This is a genomic window from Vagococcus fluvialis (assembly GCF_003337315.1).
Classification (GTDB): domain Bacteria; phylum Bacillota; class Bacilli; order Lactobacillales; family Vagococcaceae; genus Vagococcus; species Vagococcus fluvialis.
In genome coordinates this window covers 104,364-122,615 of sequence record NZ_QPJV01000005.1, presented here as the reverse complement: position 1 = coordinate 122,615, position 18,252 = coordinate 104,364, and the positions used below count along the sequence as shown (strand labels likewise).

Sequence of the window (18,252 nt, the reverse complement as noted above, 5' to 3'; positions counted from 1 at the left end):
CATTCAGAAAATTTTTCCTAGTATTATTTTTTTATTTTAAAATCAAGAAAAAATTAGCTTGTTAGACTGTTGTTATGTAATCTTATATGACAGCTGATACAAGTGGTTATTTATTCTGTAAAAACTTTGTAATTTGTGTTGTCTAAATAAAATACCTCTGTTATTGAATAGAGCGGTAAATCCATATAACATAGTAAGTAATTACTAGAGGAGGAACTTTTATGAGTCAATCACAAAGAAACCCTTACTTTGATAATGCAAAATTTTTATTAATGATATTGGTTGTTTTTAGTCATTTGTTACAACCATTTATTGGTGATCATAAATTTTATCATGATTTATATTACTTCATCTTCACTTTCCACATGCCAGCATTTGTCTTTTTATCTGGTTACTTTGCCAAATCTCCCAATCAGGGTCAGAAAATTACTGTCTTAGTTAAAAAATTTCTGTTACCATATGTATTCTTTCAAGTTTTCTATATTGTTTATTACTGGATGATAGGATTGAGGGAAACACCAAGTATTCAATTATTAAACCCACAGTGGGCATTATGGTTTTTATTAAGTATGTTTTTTTGGCAACTATCTTTATTTTTATTTGAAAAAATTTCTAAAAGCCAAGCTATTTTCGTTAGTGTAGTGTTAAGTATTTTTGTAGGTTACATTCCATTTTTAAATCAGATTTTAACGTTACAACGGACATTTGTTTTTTTACCATTTTTTATTATTGGTTTTTATTTTCCAAAGGACAGTATTCCCTTGTTCTTAAATTCTAAAATTCGTCATATTAGTTTTTTATTTTTACCAATAATTTATCTATTTATTTCTTTATTTCATGGAATGAATAAATACATGGTTTTTGGCTCCAAACCATATGAGGATTATCTGAGTTATCCATTATTTGGTGGTCCTTTACGAGCACTGTTTTTTGTCATTGGCTTAATTGGAATTATTGGATTTCTGCGTCTAGTACCTCAAGAAGCATTGTTTTTTACTAAATGGGGGAAAAACACATTACTTGTCTATCTTTTACAAGGGATATTTATTAAAGGCATTAGGACACTTAATATTGTAGATTTGAATTTATCATTACTCGGTTTTATTACTTTGATTATCTTTAGTGTCATACTAACAATTTTTTTATCAAGTAAAAAAATCAGAAGTATCTATAGTCGTTTTGAAAAGAATTTATCCTATATTTTGATAGGAATGTTGGTATTGAAAATATTTTCTTAACTTACAAAAATACATCTTTAGTTATATTTAACTAGGATGTATTTTTTTGTTTGATTAGCCATTACTAACTATAATAACTGAATTTTTTATCCTAGTATATTTTAACTCACTTCTTACTAGGTAACTAAGTTATACTTTAAATATGAGTGGTAAAAAGAGTGCAACAAAATGTAACATCCTATGATATCAACGTTTTGTTGCTTTATTGTAGAGCTATAAATACTTAAAGTAATAGTAGGAGGACAAAATGAAAATTGGAGAACAGTTAAAAAAATTCAGAGCTCAAAATGAGTTAACTCAAGAAGATGTAGCTAATAAATTACATGTTTCAAGAGCAACTATTTCAAGCTGGGAGACAGGGAGGACGTTTCCTGACATTGAAAAATTAATTTATTTGAGTGAACTTTATGAGGTTTCTCTAGATGAGCTTGTTAAAGGAGATCCTGTTATTATGGAAAATATAAAGAAGGATAAGAAGAGTCTAAGCTATTGGAAAATCACTAAAAACATTATGCTATTTCTTAGTATTCTAGTTTTATTATATTCAGTCTATTGGATTGTCATTGTAGAGGGTAGAAACAAACGGATAGATAAGTGGGACCAAATAGGAGATAGCACTGCTTATGTCTTAAAAACAGAAGATACCATGTTTAATGCAAGAAAAGTAAAAATTCCAATACCGTTATTAGGAGAGATGACTTGGGTTCAAGGTGGTTATCTTAAAAATGGTGTTACAACTATGATAAATGGTAGAAATGGAGAATACATTACGGTTTCATTTAGCGATGATGTCTTAAAGAAAGAAAAGGTAACAGAACCTGACCTTTTTTATGAAATAGCATTAACGGAGGACTTAGCTTTTAAAGAAGTAGTTGGGCTTGAGTACCTGGAAAATAATGAACCAGAAAGACTAGAACTAGTTAGAGAAGAATCCAAAAAACTAGTGTCAACCTATCAAAAGGAAATTGAGAAGTCTTATAAGTTAACAAAAGCTCAATGGCAAGAAATAAATAATAAAAAATAGGAGGCTGTGGTATAAGTTTTTACTTATATCATAGTCTCTTCTCTTTTTTTTAGTTAAAATGATACAATAGAATTTATACAAAAGCACATGGTTTGAAATCACATTAAAATTTATGTAAAGTGACATAAAAGACCAGTAAGCGAGAGATGAATATGATAAAAATAGGAATGACCACTTTTTCAGAGCATGGTAGTCTGTTAAATAAAGAAAAATTAATATTTGAGGAATATGCTTCTTATTTTCCCGTTGTAGAATTAGCGACTTCTTTTTACGGGATTAGAACAAAAGAAACAAGTCAAAGTTGGGTAGATAAAACGCCTAAGACCTTTAAATTTATTTTAAAAGCTTATAAAGGAATGACCAAACACAGCTCTTTTGACCAGTATTATCAAAGTGAAAAAGAGATGTTTGATGCCTATCAGGAATTTTTGGAGCCAATTAAAACAAGTGGTAAATTAGGAAGTATCCTTTTCCAATTTCCTTCATCATTTAAATGCACAAAAGAGAATGTGGATTACTTGAGAACAATTAGAGAGTACTACAAAACTGAGCCTATTAGTATTGAGTTTAGAAATTCGACTTGGTATGAAGATAAGATGAAAAACTCTATGATTCAATTTATGAAAAACCACAACTTTTCTTTAGTTATGGTAGATGAACCACAAGTCCCTCGCCACTCAGTACCATTTTGTACAACTGTGACAAATGATGACTTTGTTTATGTCAGACTTCATGGTAGAAATAAAGGGAATTGGCTAGATGACAGTGGTGATTGGCGTAAAAAAAGAAATTTATACTGTTATTCTCAAGCAGAACTTGAAGAACTTGCTAATGAATTACGTAAAATAAAAGCAAAAGAGATAGTGGTTATTTTTAACAACAACTCAGATGATGATGCAGCACCTAATGGTATGTTACTAAAAAAAATACTCGACGTAGAGTTTGACGGATTAAATCCAGAGCAGACCTCGTTATTTTAGAGGAGAAAAAGTATGATAAAAGCAGCCTTTTTTGACATTGATGGAACATTATTAAACAGTAACGGAGAAATATTAGAGTCAACAAAACGAGGAATTGAAAAATTACACCAACAAGATGTGATTTGTTGTATTGCTTCAGGAAGAGGTCCTAAAAGTATTAATAGTTTAATTGGTAAACTACCAATGGATGCTTATGTTTTATACAATGGACAAATTGTCTTTTCTCATGATGCGGGAATTTACGAGCATTATTTTGAAAAAGAAACTTTAGAAAGATTAGCTAAGTTTGGTGATGAAGAAAATAAACAAATGATTTTTGGTGGCCGTAAAGAATTTTTCGGTAGCCAGTCTATGCAATTTGGTCAACGCAAATTAATTAAACAAATTTATCATTTATTACCATCGAAGTTCTCAGCTAGAGACTTGGAAAAATTATTAAAAAAATGGCAAATTTTACCTAAAAAAGAAAATAAATTTATCTCACTCCCAATATTTGATGAACCAATTTATCAGTGTGTGCTATTAAGCCCTGAAAGTGAGCAAAATCGTTTAGAAGAATTATTCCCTGAATGCCAGTTTACTAGATCTAATCCTTATTCAGTGGATATTATTCCAAAAGGTGGCTCTAAAATGGTCGGTATTGAAAAAGTGTTGGAACACTATGGAATTGATTCTCATGAGGCTATTGCTTTTGGAGATAGTTGGAATGATACAGAGATGCTAAGTGAAATTGGACTTGGTGTTGCTATGGGCAATGGTAATGATGATATTAAAGAGTTAGCTGATTTTGTAACAAAATCAAATGATGATGATGGTATTTATCATGCTTTAGTTCATCATAAAATTATTAGATAAAAAGTGAGGTACATAGAACAGATGAGTAAAAATCCATTTGAACAAGTAAGAGAGTTTCATGAGCATTTTGACCCCAATACTCATAGTGAGGTAAAGGCTTTAGATAAAAAAATTGCTGAGTATCGAAGTGGTTTTAAGTTAGAAGAAATTATTGAATTTTTATATGCTGCTAATAATGGCGATGAAAAAAACTTTAGAGAAAGTGTCTCTTATTTAAAAGAGTCATTAGATGTTGAAGCTGAAAAAATAATTGAGAAGAAAAAAGAAGTTGAGCCATTGGTAGATGAAGTAGATGCTTTGATTGATTTACTCTATTTTACTTATGGTTCATTTGTAATGATGAATGTTGATCCAACTGAAGTCTTTAATTTAGTTCATCAAGCTAATATGGGGAAATTATTCCCAGATGGTAAACCAAGATATCATGACGTAACAGGAAAAGTCTTAAAACCAGAAAATTGGGAAGAAGACTTTGCACCAGAGAGAAAAATAAAAAAAGAAATAGAAAAACAACAGCAGAATAATTAGCAACAACTAAGAGTGTGATATATTTTTGTCATACTCTTTTTTTATTAATAAGAGATAGCTTTCGCAGAAAAAACAAAGACCACAAAAATTTTAAGCAATTTTTGTGGTTTTTTCTTATTTTTTAAAATGAATATTTGGATAGTTTTTAACGATTCGATTTAAGTTTCGATGTTTTAATTTATATGGTTTATTTTTGATGAAAGCCAAAACCTTATTTCTACTTTTCGATGAGGTTTGATTGGCAAATAAATGTTTTAATCTAAATTCTTTAATAGCAGCATTTTCAGTATCACTTTGGTCAATTAGTTTCTCCACATCTTTTTTAGTTGTTAAAGTAAAGTATAAAGTAGAGATACAGTCGAGCATAAAAATGATAAACAAAATTAACGGGCCAATCTGTTTGGTTGCATCAGAAAAATTTATAATCCCATCTTGAATAATTGGGTTAATAAATTTAATTAGAACTAGACATCCAACGCCCCAAAAAATAGAAACTGGCAGTGCTACTCGGCCATGAATATTTAAAGGAATATCCTTGTAATTCCAAAGTGTCATATTAAATAGTTTCTCTAATAGCCAGCTAGTTATGTACTCAATTAAAGTCACAATAACAATACAATACAGATAAAGTGGGAGTAGAGAGTTGATTTGTTGAGGCAGTAAGAATAGAACTGCAGCAACTCCAAAACCATAAACTGGACAATAGGGACCTAATAAGAAGCCTCGATAAACAAAATGTTTAGCTTTAAAGGAGCAATAAAAAGATTCCCACAACCAACCAATCAGACTATAGCTAATAAAGGTCATAAATAATTTTTCCAAAAGTAAACCTCTCCTTCATCTTTTACCATTTAGTTAAAAAAGGCTTGGTAGAGTGCTTTTACAGCCTCATCTTCTTGATTTTCGTCAATGGCAAATAAAATACTTACCTCAGATGCTCCCTGGTTAATCATTTCTAAGTTAATCTTATGAGTAGCAAGGGCAGCAGTTGCTCTTGAGGCAACCCCGATACTGTTTCTCATACCCTCGCCAACAATAGCTATCATGGAAATATCGTGTTTCACTTTTATTTCATCAAGTGCTAGTTCTTCTTGAAGTTTGACGATTAGCTCAGCTTCAAGCTCTTCTGTCAACTGCTCCTTACGTAAAATAATAGTAATATCATCAATCCCAGAGGGCATATGATCATATTGTAAGTTAAATTGTTTTAAGACTTTCAAAATTTTAAAACCAAAACCAAGCTCTCTATTCATTAAATATTTACTTAAATAAATACTTGTAAAGCCTGAGTCACCGGCAATACCAATAACTGTTTGATTACTATGAGAACGAGTAGATGAAATTTTAGTTCCTGGTGCTTCTGGATTATTCGTATTTTTAATCACTACAGGAATATTTGCATGAAAAGCTGGAATTAAAGCTTCATCGTGTAACACACTAAAGCCAGAATAACTTAATTCACGCATTTCTCTAAAAGTGAGTTCTGTAATTGCCTGACAATTAGGAATTAGATTTGGATTGGCAGCATAGATAGCATCAACGTCAGTAAAGTTTTCGTAGAGACTCGCCTTTACACCTGCAGCAATAATAGAACCTGTTACATCTGAGCCACCGCGAGAAAAGGTACAAATTTCACCTTCATCTGTGATACCGAAAAATCCTGGAATAACAGCAATTTTATCTAAATGTCTTAATTGTCTAATTGTATCATAAGCTTCCTTTTTAATTAAAGCATCTCCTGGCATATCTTCGACTAAAATCCCTGCTTCTTTTGGATGGATGTAAACAGCAGGTGAGCCTTGACTAGATAAAAATTCTGCAATCAGCATGGCATGACAATTTTCACCACTGGATTTAAATAAATCCATAACCCGTGGCTTAGTTGTGTGTTTCGTGTGTTTTAAGTTAGAGATATAAGCTCTTATTTCTGGTAAGGCAGTTGAAAGATTTAATGCCTCACTAATTTCTGTATATCTTTCAATAATAGTTGCCTCAATCATTGATGTATCCTGACTAGCTAAAAATTTTTCTGCATATTCAATTAAAAGATCTGTAACTTTAATGTCCTCTTTATTTCTTTTCCCTGGTGCTGACACGATAATGAACCGTCGTTCTGGATCAGCTTGAATAATAGAAAGTACCTTTTTTAGTTGTTTAGCATCTGCCAAAGAACTTCCCCCGAATTTTGTTACCTTCATTTAAAAACCCCCTAATAAAAGATATTAAGTTATACATTACATAAGTCATAAAAAAAATGCAATATTAAAAATTGATTAATAAAAATATTTTTTGGAAATTTTCTTAAATTTCTCTTTTAGTGTAAAAAATGAAGTATTTTAAAATTTTATTAGTGATACAAGTAAGTGAATGTGTTATAATCTTTCTTAGATGTAAATTTTCTAATATACGATTGATTGCAAAGTAAGACAGGCTCTAAGACGTCCACATAAGGAAAGATCTGAAAGCTGTTTTTTTCTGGTGATTTGAAGGGGTAGTGGTGACTAACACTTAATATGGAGGAAATTTCATGAATACTAAAATTTGGTTATGGCTATTACTGTTTGTAATAATCTTAGCTGCTGCTTTATATTTAGTAGCCTTTTTTATGAGACGAAAAAATCAAGACCGACTGGAGGAGCTTGAAAAGAGCAAAATCGCATTGTTCGATTTACCAGTTTTAGAAGAAGTTGATGACGTCAAAAAAATGCATTTAGTAGGTCAAAGTCAGAACACCTTTAGAGAATGGAACCAAAAATGGATCGACATTTCTACCATATCTTTTGCAGAATTAGAAAGCCTCATTTTTGAAATTGAAAATTTAAATGAAACATTCCGTTTTATCAAAGTTAAAGAAGCGATTGAAGAAGCAGAAGGCACGCTTAAAAACATGGAAGCTGAGGTTGAAGAAATTCGCCAAGGTTTAAATGATTTAAAAGAAAGCGAAGTAAGAAACTCTGAAGCTGTACAACAAGCTTTAGATGCTTACGAAGCAATTAGCGAGTCTGTTACTTCTGATCCAGATAAGTATGGCGTTTCTTATAAAGAATTAGAAAAACAAATTCAAAATGTTGAACGTGATTTTACACAATTTGTTGCGCTTAATACAGCAGGTGACCCAATGGAAGCTCGCTCAGTATTAGAAAAAGCAGAAAAAAGAACATACGAGATTCAAAAAGTTATTGATCAAATACCACCATTGTTTGAAGTTTTAGACAAAGTATTTCCGAAACAGCTTAAGGAAATCAAAGAAGGTTATGCCTCATTAATCAAAGATCATTATGTCTTTGAAAATGATGTGGTACAAACTAATGTTGAAAAACTTGAAGGTAAAGTTCGCTCAACTCTAATGAACTTAGAAAAATTAGAAGTTGAAAATGTGGACAAGCTAAATGGTGAAATCGCAAAAGAAATCGATCAACTTTACGATATCATGGAAAAAGAAATTAATGCTCGCCATTATGTAAATGACAACAAAACAACTGTTGTTAATTTCTTAGAACATGCTGACAAAAACAATCACTTACTACTGATTGAATTAGATCATGTTTCTCAAAGTTATGTTTTAAATAACAATGAATTAGGTAAAGTTCGAGGCTTCCAAGCACAAATGCAAGAGATGCGTAAAGAGTTTGATGCCATTGAAGAAAAACTTAAAAACAAAGACGCAATCTTTTCACAAGTTGCTGCCTTTTATCGCGAGAGTCTAGATCAATTAAAAGATATCGAAGAAGACCAAATTGAAACAGGTCAAGCTATCAAGGACTTCGCGCCTAGAGAGCGAGATGCTATTAAGAAGATCGATGATTATGAATTAGAGTTGCGTACATTGAAACGTCATGTAGAGAAGCAACGTTTACCTGGAATCCCAAGCAGTTACTTAGAGTTCTTCTATGTAGCTGGTGAAAGAGTTGAAGAATTAAGCCGTGAGCTTAATAAGATTAGAATAGATATGAATCATATCGATCGTTTAGTTAGTCTATGTGAAGAGGATATCTCAACACTTAAAGAGAAAACTAACAACTTGATTGATAGTGCAGCTCTTACAGAGCAAATGATTCAACATGCTAACCGTTATCGCTTCTCTCATCCAGAAATTAAAAACGCGATTGATCGAAGCTTAAGCTTATTCTCAAGAGAGTATTTATACGAAGATGCACTAGATACCATCAGCGCTGGTATTGAACGCATTGAACCGGGAGTAACTGAGCGCATTAGAAACTATTATTTTGCTAATAAAGATAATATGATTTAGATTTATCTAAATCTTAAAAGAGAGTGACCCCATTCGTGTGTCACTCTTTTTTATTTGTTAAACTCTTAAGTTGAAGGTTGCGCCCTTTGACGTTATAATTAACATGAATTTTTAGAAAAGAGTGACGTGTAATGATATATTTTGATAACAGTGCAACAACGGCAATGGATAAAAGCGTCTTAGAAACATACAAACGTACTAGTGAAAGATTTATTGGTAACCCTTCAAGTTTACATCGACTAGGTGAACAGGGGGCTACTTTACTTGATAAAGCACGTGGACAAATTAGTGATGTGCTAGGTGTTTCAAAAGATGAGCTTTATTTTACAAGTGGTGGAACAGAAAGTAATAACTGGGTTTTAAAGGGAACAGCTATTGAAAAAAGAGCCTTTGGTAATCATATTATTGTCTCGTCAGTAGAACACCCTTCTATTAGTGAATCTGCTAAACAATTAGAACAATTAGGTTTTGATGTCTCATTTGCACCTGTTTTAAAAAATGGTGTGATAGATGTAGATGCTTTAGAAAAATTAATTACAGATCAAACCATTTTAGTTTCAACTGTCGTAATTAATAGTGAAGTTGGAGTAGTAGAGCCAATTAAAGCAATCAGTTCTATTTTAGAAAAGTACCCATCTATTCATTATCATGTAGATGCTGTTCAAGCAGTTGGGAAAATACCAACTGAAGATTGGTTAACAGATCGTGTGGATTTTGCTAGTTTTTCAGCTCACAAGTTTCACGGGCCGCGGGGTGTTGGGATGCTTTACTGGAAAAAAGGCAATAAATTAGCGCCTCTTTTAACAGGTGGTGGACAAGAAAATAATAAGCGTAGCACAACTGAAAATACACCAGGAATTGTGAGTATGGCTCGTGCGACTAGATTATTATTTGAAGACCGTGAGTTAAAAGAAAACTACATTAGAAGAGTCAGAAATTACTTAGAGGAAAACTTAAGCAAATTTGAAAAAGTAACCATTTTCTCTCCAACAGATGAAGAGATTAAAGCGCCTCACATTTTATGTTTTGGTATTAAAGACATCAGAGGAGAAGTTTTAGTTCATGCTTTAGAGGATAAGGAAATCTTTGTTTCAACAACAAGTGCCTGCTCAAGTAAGAAAAAAATGACAAGTAGTACTCTTCATTCAATGGGTGTTTCAAGTAAATTAGCTGAAACAGCTATTAGAGTGAGTTTAGATGAAAAAAATACCTTAGCTGAAGCTGAGCAATTTTTGATTATCTTTAAACAACTTTATGATAAATTCGAGAAAATCAACGGATAAGAAGGAGAAACCATGAATTATACAGAAATAATGGTTCGCTACGGTGAATTATCAACAAAAGGAAGAAACAGACGAATTTTTATTAGTCAATTGGCTCATAACGTTAAAAAAAGTTTACATGAGTTTGAAGAAGTAAAAATTCATTCAGACCGTGATAGAATGCACTTAGAATTGAATGGAGCAGATAGTGAGAAAGTGATGTCTCATTTATCATCTATTTTTGGTATTCAAAGTTTTTCACCAGTTATTAAAATTGAAAAAGATACAGATGTTATCTGCGAAACAGCTGTAGAGATGGTTAAAGAGATTTGGGAAAAGGGGCAAACCTTTAAAGTTCAAAGTCGTCGTTCAGATAAACAATTTGTTTGGGACAGTAATGACATGAACAGAGAAGTCGGAGCTGCCATTTATCACGGCATTCCAGGAATTGAAGTTAAAATGATTAAACCTGATATTCGTGTAGACGTAGAAGTGAGACGTGAAGCAGCATATCTTTCTTGTCTTACATTACAAGGACCAGGAGGGCTTCCTGTTGGTTCAAGTGGTAAGGGAATGTTAATGTTATCAGGTGGTATTGATTCACCAGTAGCAGGCTATCTAGCGATGAAACGTGGACTTGAAATTGAGGCTGTTCATTTCTTTAGCCCACCTTATACAAGTGAAAAAGCGTTACACAAAGCAAAAGACTTAACAGTTAAATTAACACCTTATGTAGGTAGTATTAAATTTATCACAGTACCGTTTACTGAGATTCAAGAAGAAATTAAAGCATCAGTTCCTTCAGGTTACTGGATGACTATTACAAGACGTTTTATGCTTAGATTAACAGATTTAATTAGAGAAAAACGTTATGCTTTAGCAATTATTAACGGAGAATCTTTAGGACAAGTAGCTTCTCAAACCATGCATAGTATGGTTGCGATCAATGAAGTAACAACAACACCAATTATTAGACCAGTTGTAACAATGGATAAAAATGAAATTATTGAAATTGCTGAAACCATTGATACATTTGAGTTAGCTATCCAACCTTTTGAAGACTGTTGTACAATTTTTGCGCCACCAGAGCCAAAAACACGTCCAAAATTAGAAAAAGTACTGCAATATGAATCTAGATTAGATGTTGAGGGAATGATTGAAAGAGCAATGGCTGGTTTAGTTGTTGAAGAAATTAAATCAAGCGATGACTTTTTAAATGCATCAACAAAAGAAATGGACGATTTATTTTAGAAAAAGGTTGTACCAAAAGCGCTCAGCTTCAATAAATAAGAATGGAAGCATAAAAAATGATTTGTCATTTTTTATGAATTATAGCTTATATCCGAAGAAGCTGCTTTTAAGATACCGTCTATAAAAAAGGTTGTGCCAGGAGTATTAACTTCTGTCACAGCTTTTTTATTTTTTGAAAAAAACACGAGATTGTTTTTAAATTTTAGTAACCTTGAGAGGAAATACACTTTTATTAGGCTTAGTTTTATGAGAATTAACAAAGAACACAATTCTTTTTTATAATATTTTCACAAATTCATTGAAAAGATTTTTTTTACGTGATACACTGAATGTGAAAGTTGTCACAATTTTGAAGAGGTGTTTACATGGAAAATCTAAAAAAAAATCAAGAAATCCCTAAAGCAACAGCTAAACGTATTCCATTGTATTTTCGCTACCTAAAAACTCTTGACCAAAGTGGAGTAAAACGAATTAAATCTAATGAATTTAGTCAAATGATTCAAATTCCTTCTGCGACAATCCGTCGTGATTTTTCACATTTTGGTGAGTTAGGCCGTAGTGGATACGGATACGATGTTCCCTATTTAATCGAAGTATTCAGTAATATTTTAAATACTGAAATTGAAAAGCGAATTGCATTAATCGGTGTCGGAAATCTAGGAAAAGCCTTAGTGAATAATAACTTTAGAAGAAATGCAAATCTAAATATTGTTGCGGCATTTGATTCTAATCCCGAAGTTATTGGCACTAAAGTTAATGATATCAAAGTTAACGATATCTCTGAGATTAAAGAAGTAATAAAAAAAGAAGGTATTACAACAGTTATTACGACGGTACCAAGTAACAAAGTTCAACAAGTAATCGATGAGGCTGTAGAAGCAGGAGTAACTGCGATTCTAAACTTTGCCCCAAAACGCCTGAAAGTTCCCCACAACGTTCAAGTTCAGTACATCGATTTAACAACAGAATTACAAACTTTAATCTATTATGATGAAAATTATAACAACCCGGATTTAAAAACTTTGTAATCTCAAGCAACTCCTTTGTCTTTTAAGCTTTCTTTATCTATACTAAAGAAAGAAAAAAGATAAAGGAGTGTTTTTTTATGCAAGTAACGTTAAAAGGTAATCCAGTAGAATTAGAAGGGGTTCAGCCAATTAAAGGTGACAAAGCACCAAACTTTTCTTTATTAGATTTGAATGACACATTAGTTGAGTTATCAGCTAGTATTAACAACCCATTAATTATTAGTGTGGTTCCAGATATTGATACAAGTGTTTGTGCTTTACAAACGAAACGTTTTAATCAAGAAGCTGCTACAGAAACAGGTATTAATTTTGTAACGATTTCTAACAATACAAAAGAAGAGCAAAGTAACTGGTGTGCAGCTGAAGGTGTAGAGATGACTATGCTACGTGATGCTGATTTAGAATTTGCTAAAAATTATGGTTTATTAATTCCAGCTATTGACCGTTTAGCAAGAGCTATCTTTGTTGTGGATAGCAAAGGCACGATTGTTTATGAAGAAATCGTACCAGAAGTTTCTCAAGAACCAGACTACGCTAAAGCCTTAGAAGCTGCAAAAGCTTTGATTTAAGTTTGACTCGTTGACTCTTTCATTGTAGAATGAAAGCAATAAATGATGCTTAGATTAAGAGGAGTAATACTGGTAAGAAGCAAAAAGAGAGAAAATCCATTGGCTGAAAGATTTTCCTTAAAACAGTATGAAGGTAGCTTAGGAGCAGAAAAGTTTTTTCCGAGTTGCACTCGTTAAAGTGCTTTTAAGTGACAGTACTATTGTGCTGTAATCTAGGTGGTACCGCGAGATATTCGTCCTAAAGTAGAAATACTTTAGGACTTTTTTTATTGCGAAAACAACAAGTAGGAAGGAAAGATACTATGACAGAAGAAAAAAATTTAGCACCCAAATTTGATCCGAAGCAAGTTGAGGAAGGGCGTTATCAGAAATGGTTAGATACAGATGTATTTAAACCAAATGGAAACAAAGAGGCAAAACCTTATTCAATCGTTATTCCACCACCAAACGTAACAGGAAAACTTCACTTAGGTCATGCTTGGGATACAACTTTACAGGACATGATTATTCGTCAAAAGAGAATGCAAGGTTTTGATACGTTATGGGTACCAGGAATGGACCATGCCGGTATTGCCACGCAAGCAAAAGTGGAAGAAAAATTACGTAGTGAAGGAATTACTCGTTATGACTTAGGTCGTGAAAAATTCTTAGAAACAACCATCGAATGGAAAGAAGAATATGCAGGACATATTCGTGAACAATGGGGAAAAATTGGTCTTTCTGTTGATTACTCTCGTGAAAGATTCACATTAGATCAAGGTCTTTCAGATGCAGTTAAAAAAGTATTTGTTAAATTATATGAAAAAGATTTAATTTACCGTGGAGAATATATTATTAACTGGGACCCTCAAGCAAAAACAGCTTTATCTGATATTGAAGTAATTCATAAAGATATCGAGGGCGCATTCTACCACATGTACTATCCATTAGCAGATGGTAGTGGCAAATTAGAAATTGCGACAACTCGTCCTGAAACGATGCTTGGAGATACAGCAGTTGCTGTTCACCCAGAAGACGAAAGATATAAAGATTTAATTGGTAAAAAAGTTATTTTACCTTTAGTTAATAAGGAAATTCCAATTATTGCTGATGAGTACGTTGAGATGGACTTTGGAACTGGTGTGGTTAAAATAACACCTGCCCATGATCCTAACGACTTTGAGGTAGGTAACCGTCATAACTTGCCACGTGTTAACGTAATGGATGCAAGCGCAACTATGAACGAATTAGCTGGTAAATATGCTGGAATGGATCGTTTTGAAGCACGTAAAGCAGTTATTAAAGATTTAGAAGAATTAGGTTTACTAAAAGAGATTGAAAAACATGTTCATAGCGTTGGTCACTCTGAAAGAACTGGTGTTGTTGTAGAACCTAGACTTTCAACACAGTGGTTTGTAAAAATGAAACCATTAGCTGAAATGGCAATTAAAAATCAACAAACAGAGGACAAAGTAAACTTCTTCCCACCAAGGTTTGATCAAACATTCTTAACTTGGATGGAAAATGTTCATGACTGGGTTATCTCACGTCAATTATGGTGGGGACATCAAATTCCTGCTTGGTACCACAATCAAACAGGTGAAATATATGTTGGTGAAAATGCACCAGAAGACATTGAAAACTGGACACAAGATGAGGATGTATTAGATACATGGTTCTCAAGTGCTTTATGGCCATTTTCAACTATGGGTTGGCCAGATGAAGAAAACGAAGACTTTAAACGTTATTTCCCAACAAGTACATTAGTAACTGGTTATGACATTATTTTCTTCTGGGTAAGTCGTATGATTTTCCAAAGTTTAGAATTTACAGGTCAACGTCCATTTGAAAATGTTTTAATGCATGGTTTAATTCGTGCCGAGGACGGACGTAAGATGAGTAAATCTTTAGGTAACGGAATTGACCCAATGGATGTTATTGAAAAATACGGAGCAGATGCTCTACGTTGGTTCTTATCAAATGGTTCAACACCAGGACAAGATATGCGTTTTAGCTATGAAAAAATGGACGCTTCTTGGAACTTCATTAACAAAATTTGGAATGCTTCTCGTTTTGTTATCATGAACTTAGAAGGATTTAACTACGAAGATATTAACTTAGAAGGACATAAAACAGTTGCTGATAAGTGGATTTTAACTCGCTTAAATGAAACGATTGAAAAAGTAACAGTTTTCTTCGATCGTTTTGAGTTTGGTGAAGCGGGACGTGCGTTATACAACTTTATCTGGGATGATTTCTGTGACTGGTACATTGAGATGAGTAAAGAAATTCTTTACGGTGAAGATGAAGCTCAGAAAAATATGACACGTAGTATCTTAACTTACACACTAGATAAAATCTTGAAATTACTACACCCAATTATGCCTTTTGTAACAGAAGAAATTTGGGAAAATATTCCTCATACAGGTGATTCATTAGTAACAGCTGAGTATCCAGTTGTGGTACCAGAATACACAGATGAAGCTTCAGCAAGAGGAATGGAAGTCTTGCAAGAATTAATCCGTTCAGTGCGTAATATTCGTTCAGAAGTAAATACGCCAATGTCTAAACCAATCACATTATTGATTAAAACAAATGATAAAAAAGTAAACTTGTTCTTAAATGAAAATACAAAATACATTGAACGCTTCTGTAATCCAGAAGAATTAGTAATAGCTGATTCAGTAGATGCACCAGAAACATCAATGAGTGCTGTTATTACAGGGGCTGAAATTTTCTTACCACTTGCAGATCTTATCAATATTGATGAAGAAATTGCTCGTCTTGAAAAAGAATTAGATAAATGGAGCAAAGAAGTAGAACGTGTTCAGAAAAAATTATCTAACGAAAGATTCGTCTCAAGTGCCCCAGAAGCCGTAGTAGAAGGCGAAAAAGCCAAAGAAAAAGATTACTTAGAAAAACAAACAGCCGTAACAGAAAGAATTAATCAGTTGAAAAAGGTGTAAATTTTAGCGCTATGTTCTGAGCAATTGGAGAAAATAATAAACAATCTGCGTTTTTTAGATTGCTTATTATTTTTGAAATTGCCGAAAGAACAGCTAAAATTTATCCGTTAAAAAAAGGTGCAATAAGAAGTGTTCAGCTTCAAGTAATTGGAAATTAACTCAAACAATCCGTCTTTTGGATTGATTGAGTTAACTGAAATTACCGCAGAAGCTACTTATTATTGCCCGTCAATCAAGGTGCAATAACAACTTTTCTGCTCTGAGTAGTTGGGTTTGCCCGTAAAAAGTTTTTTAGATTCAAGTGCAACACTATTTAAATAAAAAAATTGGTGGTGTCTTAATGAATGTTGAAGAAACAATCGCTTGGATACACGAGCGAACAAAATTTGGTATTCGTCCTGGTTTAATTAGAATTGATGAGATTCTAAATAGATTAGACAATCCGCAAAATAAATTAAAAACAGTTCATATTGGAGGAACAAATGGGAAAGGCTCAACAACTACTTTTCTTCGTTGTTTACTAGAAGAACAAGGGTTAAGAGTTGGAACTTTTACTTCTCCTTATGTAGAGTGTTTTAATGAGCGAATCGCTATTAATGGTGAACATATTTCAGATGAGCGATTAGTTGAGTTAGTTGCTGCAATTAAGCCGATTATTGATGATATGGATACAGTTGAGAGCTTAAAAAATGCTGTGGAATTTGAAATCTTAACAGCTATTATGTTCCAGTATTTCTTAGATGAAAAAGTCGACATTGTATTAGTTGAAGTTGGTTTAGGTGGAACTTATGACTGTACTAATGTGATTACACCACTAGTTTCAGCGATTACAACGATTGGTTATGATCATGTTGATATCTTAGGTGATACGATTGAAGAAATAGCTGCTCAAAAAGCAGGAATTATCAAAGAAAATGTGCCAGTAGTTGTCGGAAAAGTAGAAGAGGCTGCTTTTGAAGTTATTAGCGCTTATGCTAAAAAAATGAATAGCCCTGTTTTCCGTTATCAAGAAGATTTTACTAGTAAGTACATTCAACCTGATTCTGAGTGGGGAGAAGTCTTTAATTATCGTTCTAATGAACTAGATTTATCTCATGTTGTCATCTCATTACTTGGGAAACACCAAGTAGATAATGCAAGTTTAGCTATTAGAATGTATGAGTTAATTTCAAAAGAGCTTGAGTTGCCTTTATCAAGTAAAGATATTGTTAAAGGGCTCAAAAAAGCATTTTGGCCAGGACGTATGGAAAAAATATCTGATGAACCTTTAATTGTTTTAGACGGAGCTCATAATGACCACGCTATGAAAGTTATGGTTAATAATTTAAAAACGGAATTTAAAGGCCAACATATTCATGCTATTTTTGGAGCTTTATCAACTAAAGATATTTCAGCAATGGTCAAAGATTTAACATCAGTTCCTAATTTAGATTTAAGAGTAACGGCCTTTGATTATCCGAAAGCATTTACGAAAGAACAATACGAAGAACTAGGCTTAACAGCTTTTACTGATTGGCGAGAAGCTTTAGCTGAGTCTTTAAAAGAGTTAACAGGGGATGATTTAATTCTTGTTACTGGTTCACTTTATTTTATCTCTCAGGTGAGAGAAACACTTCTAGGAGGAAATTAATTGAAAAAAGTAAGCGGCGTTATTTTTGACATGGATGGATTAATTTTAGATACAGAAGCGATTTATTGTGAAAGCAATGTGTCCACTGCTCCGGATTTTGGACTAACAGGTTTTGATAAGGAATACTACAAAGAAGAAATCGGTTTAAGTGAAGAACATGCCTATGCTAAATACTTAGCAGATTATTCTAACTTGCCAAAAGAAAATATTGATGGCTTTTTTAAAGCAAGCCGTCAAAAAGTAAGAGAAACATTCGCTTCAACAGGTGCTCCGTTAAAACCAGGTATTAAAGAAATTTTAACGTATTTAAACGAAGCAGGAATTCCATGTGTCGTAGCTTCAAGCAACACAGAAGAAGCGATTGAGCAATTACTTAATAAAGCTAATTTAATGTCGTACTTTAAAGATACAGTTTCTGGGGATGATGTCACACATGCTAAACCCCATCCTGAAATTGTAGAAGTAGCCCTAGCAAAGCTTGGAACAAAAGCTGAAGAAACGCTTATGCTTGAAGATTCATTAAATGGTATTCGTGCATCTCATACAGCTGGCGTACCTGTTATCATGGTGCCAGATTTATTAGCTCCAGATGAAGAAGCATTAGCTAAATCTTATGCTGTTAAAAAAGATTTATTTGAAGTTCTTGAATTTATTAAAGAAAGATAATTAAGATTCCTTCTTTCATCGTAC

Annotated in this window: 15 protein-coding genes and 1 other annotated feature; of the genes, 13 read left to right on the top strand and 2 right to left on the bottom strand. The window is 32.9% G+C overall.

What is annotated here, in order from left to right; genetic code table 11:
* The first annotated feature begins 221 nt into the window (after positions 1 to 221).
* The 5 genes from DFR54_RS06840 to DFR54_RS06820 all read left to right on the top strand — a co-directional run bounded on the left by DFR54_RS06840 (position 222) and on the right by DFR54_RS06820 (position 4,625).
* Positions 222 to 1,238 carry an acyltransferase family protein gene (locus DFR54_RS06840; RefSeq protein ID WP_114289595.1) on the top strand — a complete coding sequence of 339 codons (1,017 nt, stop codon included), beginning with the start codon at positions 222 to 224 and terminating at the stop codon, positions 1,236 to 1,238.
* A 247-nt stretch (positions 1,239 to 1,485) separates the two neighbouring features.
* Positions 1,486 to 2,262: a helix-turn-helix domain-containing protein gene (locus DFR54_RS06835; RefSeq protein ID WP_114289594.1), complete on the top strand. Its 777-nt coding sequence runs from the start codon at positions 1,486 to 1,488 to the stop codon at positions 2,260 to 2,262.
* Positions 2,263 to 2,414: 152 nt separating this feature from the next.
* Positions 2,415 to 3,242 carry a DUF72 domain-containing protein gene (locus DFR54_RS06830; RefSeq protein WP_167800970.1) on the top strand — a complete coding sequence of 276 codons (828 nt, stop codon included), beginning with the start codon at positions 2,415 to 2,417 and terminating at the stop codon, positions 3,240 to 3,242.
* A gap of 12 nt (positions 3,243 to 3,254) precedes the next feature.
* Positions 3,255 to 4,097 carry a Cof-type HAD-IIB family hydrolase gene (locus tag DFR54_RS06825; protein WP_114289592.1) on the top strand — a complete coding sequence of 281 codons (843 nt, stop codon included), beginning with the start codon at positions 3,255 to 3,257 and terminating at the stop codon, positions 4,095 to 4,097.
* Positions 4,098 to 4,118: 21 nt separating this feature from the next.
* Positions 4,119 to 4,625, top strand: a complete 507-nt coding sequence (locus DFR54_RS06820; protein ID WP_114289591.1) for a pyrophosphohydrolase domain-containing protein — start codon at positions 4,119 to 4,121, stop codon at positions 4,623 to 4,625.
* Positions 4,626 to 4,739: 114 nt separating this feature from the next.
* Here DFR54_RS06820 and DFR54_RS06815 read toward each other — a convergent pair whose 3' ends face one another.
* Together DFR54_RS06815 and DFR54_RS06810 are read right to left on the bottom strand one after the other, a co-directional pair.
* On the bottom strand, positions 4,740 to 5,432 hold the full coding sequence (locus DFR54_RS06815) for a putative ABC transporter permease (RefSeq protein ID WP_114289644.1): 693 nt from the start codon (positions 5,430 to 5,432) through the stop codon (positions 4,740 to 4,742).
* A 44-nt stretch (positions 5,433 to 5,476) separates the two neighbouring features.
* Complete coding sequence (locus DFR54_RS06810) at positions 5,477 to 6,823, bottom strand: aspartate kinase (RefSeq protein ID WP_114289590.1); 1,347 nt, start codon at positions 6,821 to 6,823, stop codon at positions 5,477 to 5,479.
* Positions 6,824 to 7,152: 329 nt separating this feature from the next.
* On the opposite strand from DFR54_RS06810, the gene DFR54_RS06805 reads away from it, so the two are divergent.
* The 8 genes from DFR54_RS06805 to DFR54_RS06770 all read left to right on the top strand — a co-directional run bounded on the left by DFR54_RS06805 (position 7,153) and on the right by DFR54_RS06770 (position 18,228).
* Complete coding sequence (locus tag DFR54_RS06805) at positions 7,153 to 8,877, top strand: septation ring formation regulator EzrA (protein WP_114289589.1); 1,725 nt, start codon at positions 7,153 to 7,155, stop codon at positions 8,875 to 8,877.
* Between the two features lie 131 nt (positions 8,878 to 9,008).
* Complete coding sequence (locus tag DFR54_RS06800) at positions 9,009 to 10,160, top strand: cysteine desulfurase family protein (RefSeq protein WP_114289588.1); 1,152 nt, start codon at positions 9,009 to 9,011, stop codon at positions 10,158 to 10,160.
* 12 nt (positions 10,161 to 10,172) lie between these two features.
* Positions 10,173 to 11,390, top strand: a complete 1,218-nt coding sequence (thiI, locus tag DFR54_RS06795; protein ID WP_114289587.1) for a tRNA uracil 4-sulfurtransferase ThiI — start codon at positions 10,173 to 10,175, stop codon at positions 11,388 to 11,390.
* A gap of 365 nt (positions 11,391 to 11,755) precedes the next feature.
* On the top strand, positions 11,756 to 12,418 hold the full coding sequence (locus DFR54_RS06790; protein ID WP_086341314.1) for a redox-sensing transcriptional repressor Rex: 663 nt from the start codon (positions 11,756 to 11,758) through the stop codon (positions 12,416 to 12,418).
* Between the two features lie 77 nt (positions 12,419 to 12,495).
* Entirely contained in the window at positions 12,496 to 12,987 is a 492-nt protein-coding gene (gene tpx / locus DFR54_RS06785; protein WP_114289586.1) for a thiol peroxidase, read from the top strand.
* Between the two features lie 41 nt (positions 12,988 to 13,028).
* Positions 13,029 to 13,231, top strand: a binding site (T-box leader).
* Positions 13,232 to 13,289: 58 nt separating this feature from the next.
* Positions 13,290 to 15,932 carry a valine--tRNA ligase gene (locus DFR54_RS06780; protein ID WP_114289585.1) on the top strand — a complete coding sequence of 881 codons (2,643 nt, stop codon included), beginning with the start codon at positions 13,290 to 13,292 and terminating at the stop codon, positions 15,930 to 15,932.
* 340 nt (positions 15,933 to 16,272) lie between these two features.
* Entirely contained in the window at positions 16,273 to 17,562 is a 1,290-nt protein-coding gene (locus DFR54_RS06775) for a bifunctional folylpolyglutamate synthase/dihydrofolate synthase (RefSeq protein WP_114289584.1), read from the top strand.
* The gene (locus DFR54_RS06770) at positions 17,563 to 18,228 is read left to right on the top strand and encodes an HAD family hydrolase (protein WP_086341318.1); all 666 of its coding nucleotides are present in this window, start codon (positions 17,563 to 17,565) and stop codon (positions 18,226 to 18,228) included.
* The last annotated feature ends 24 nt before the right edge of the window (positions 18,229 to 18,252 follow it).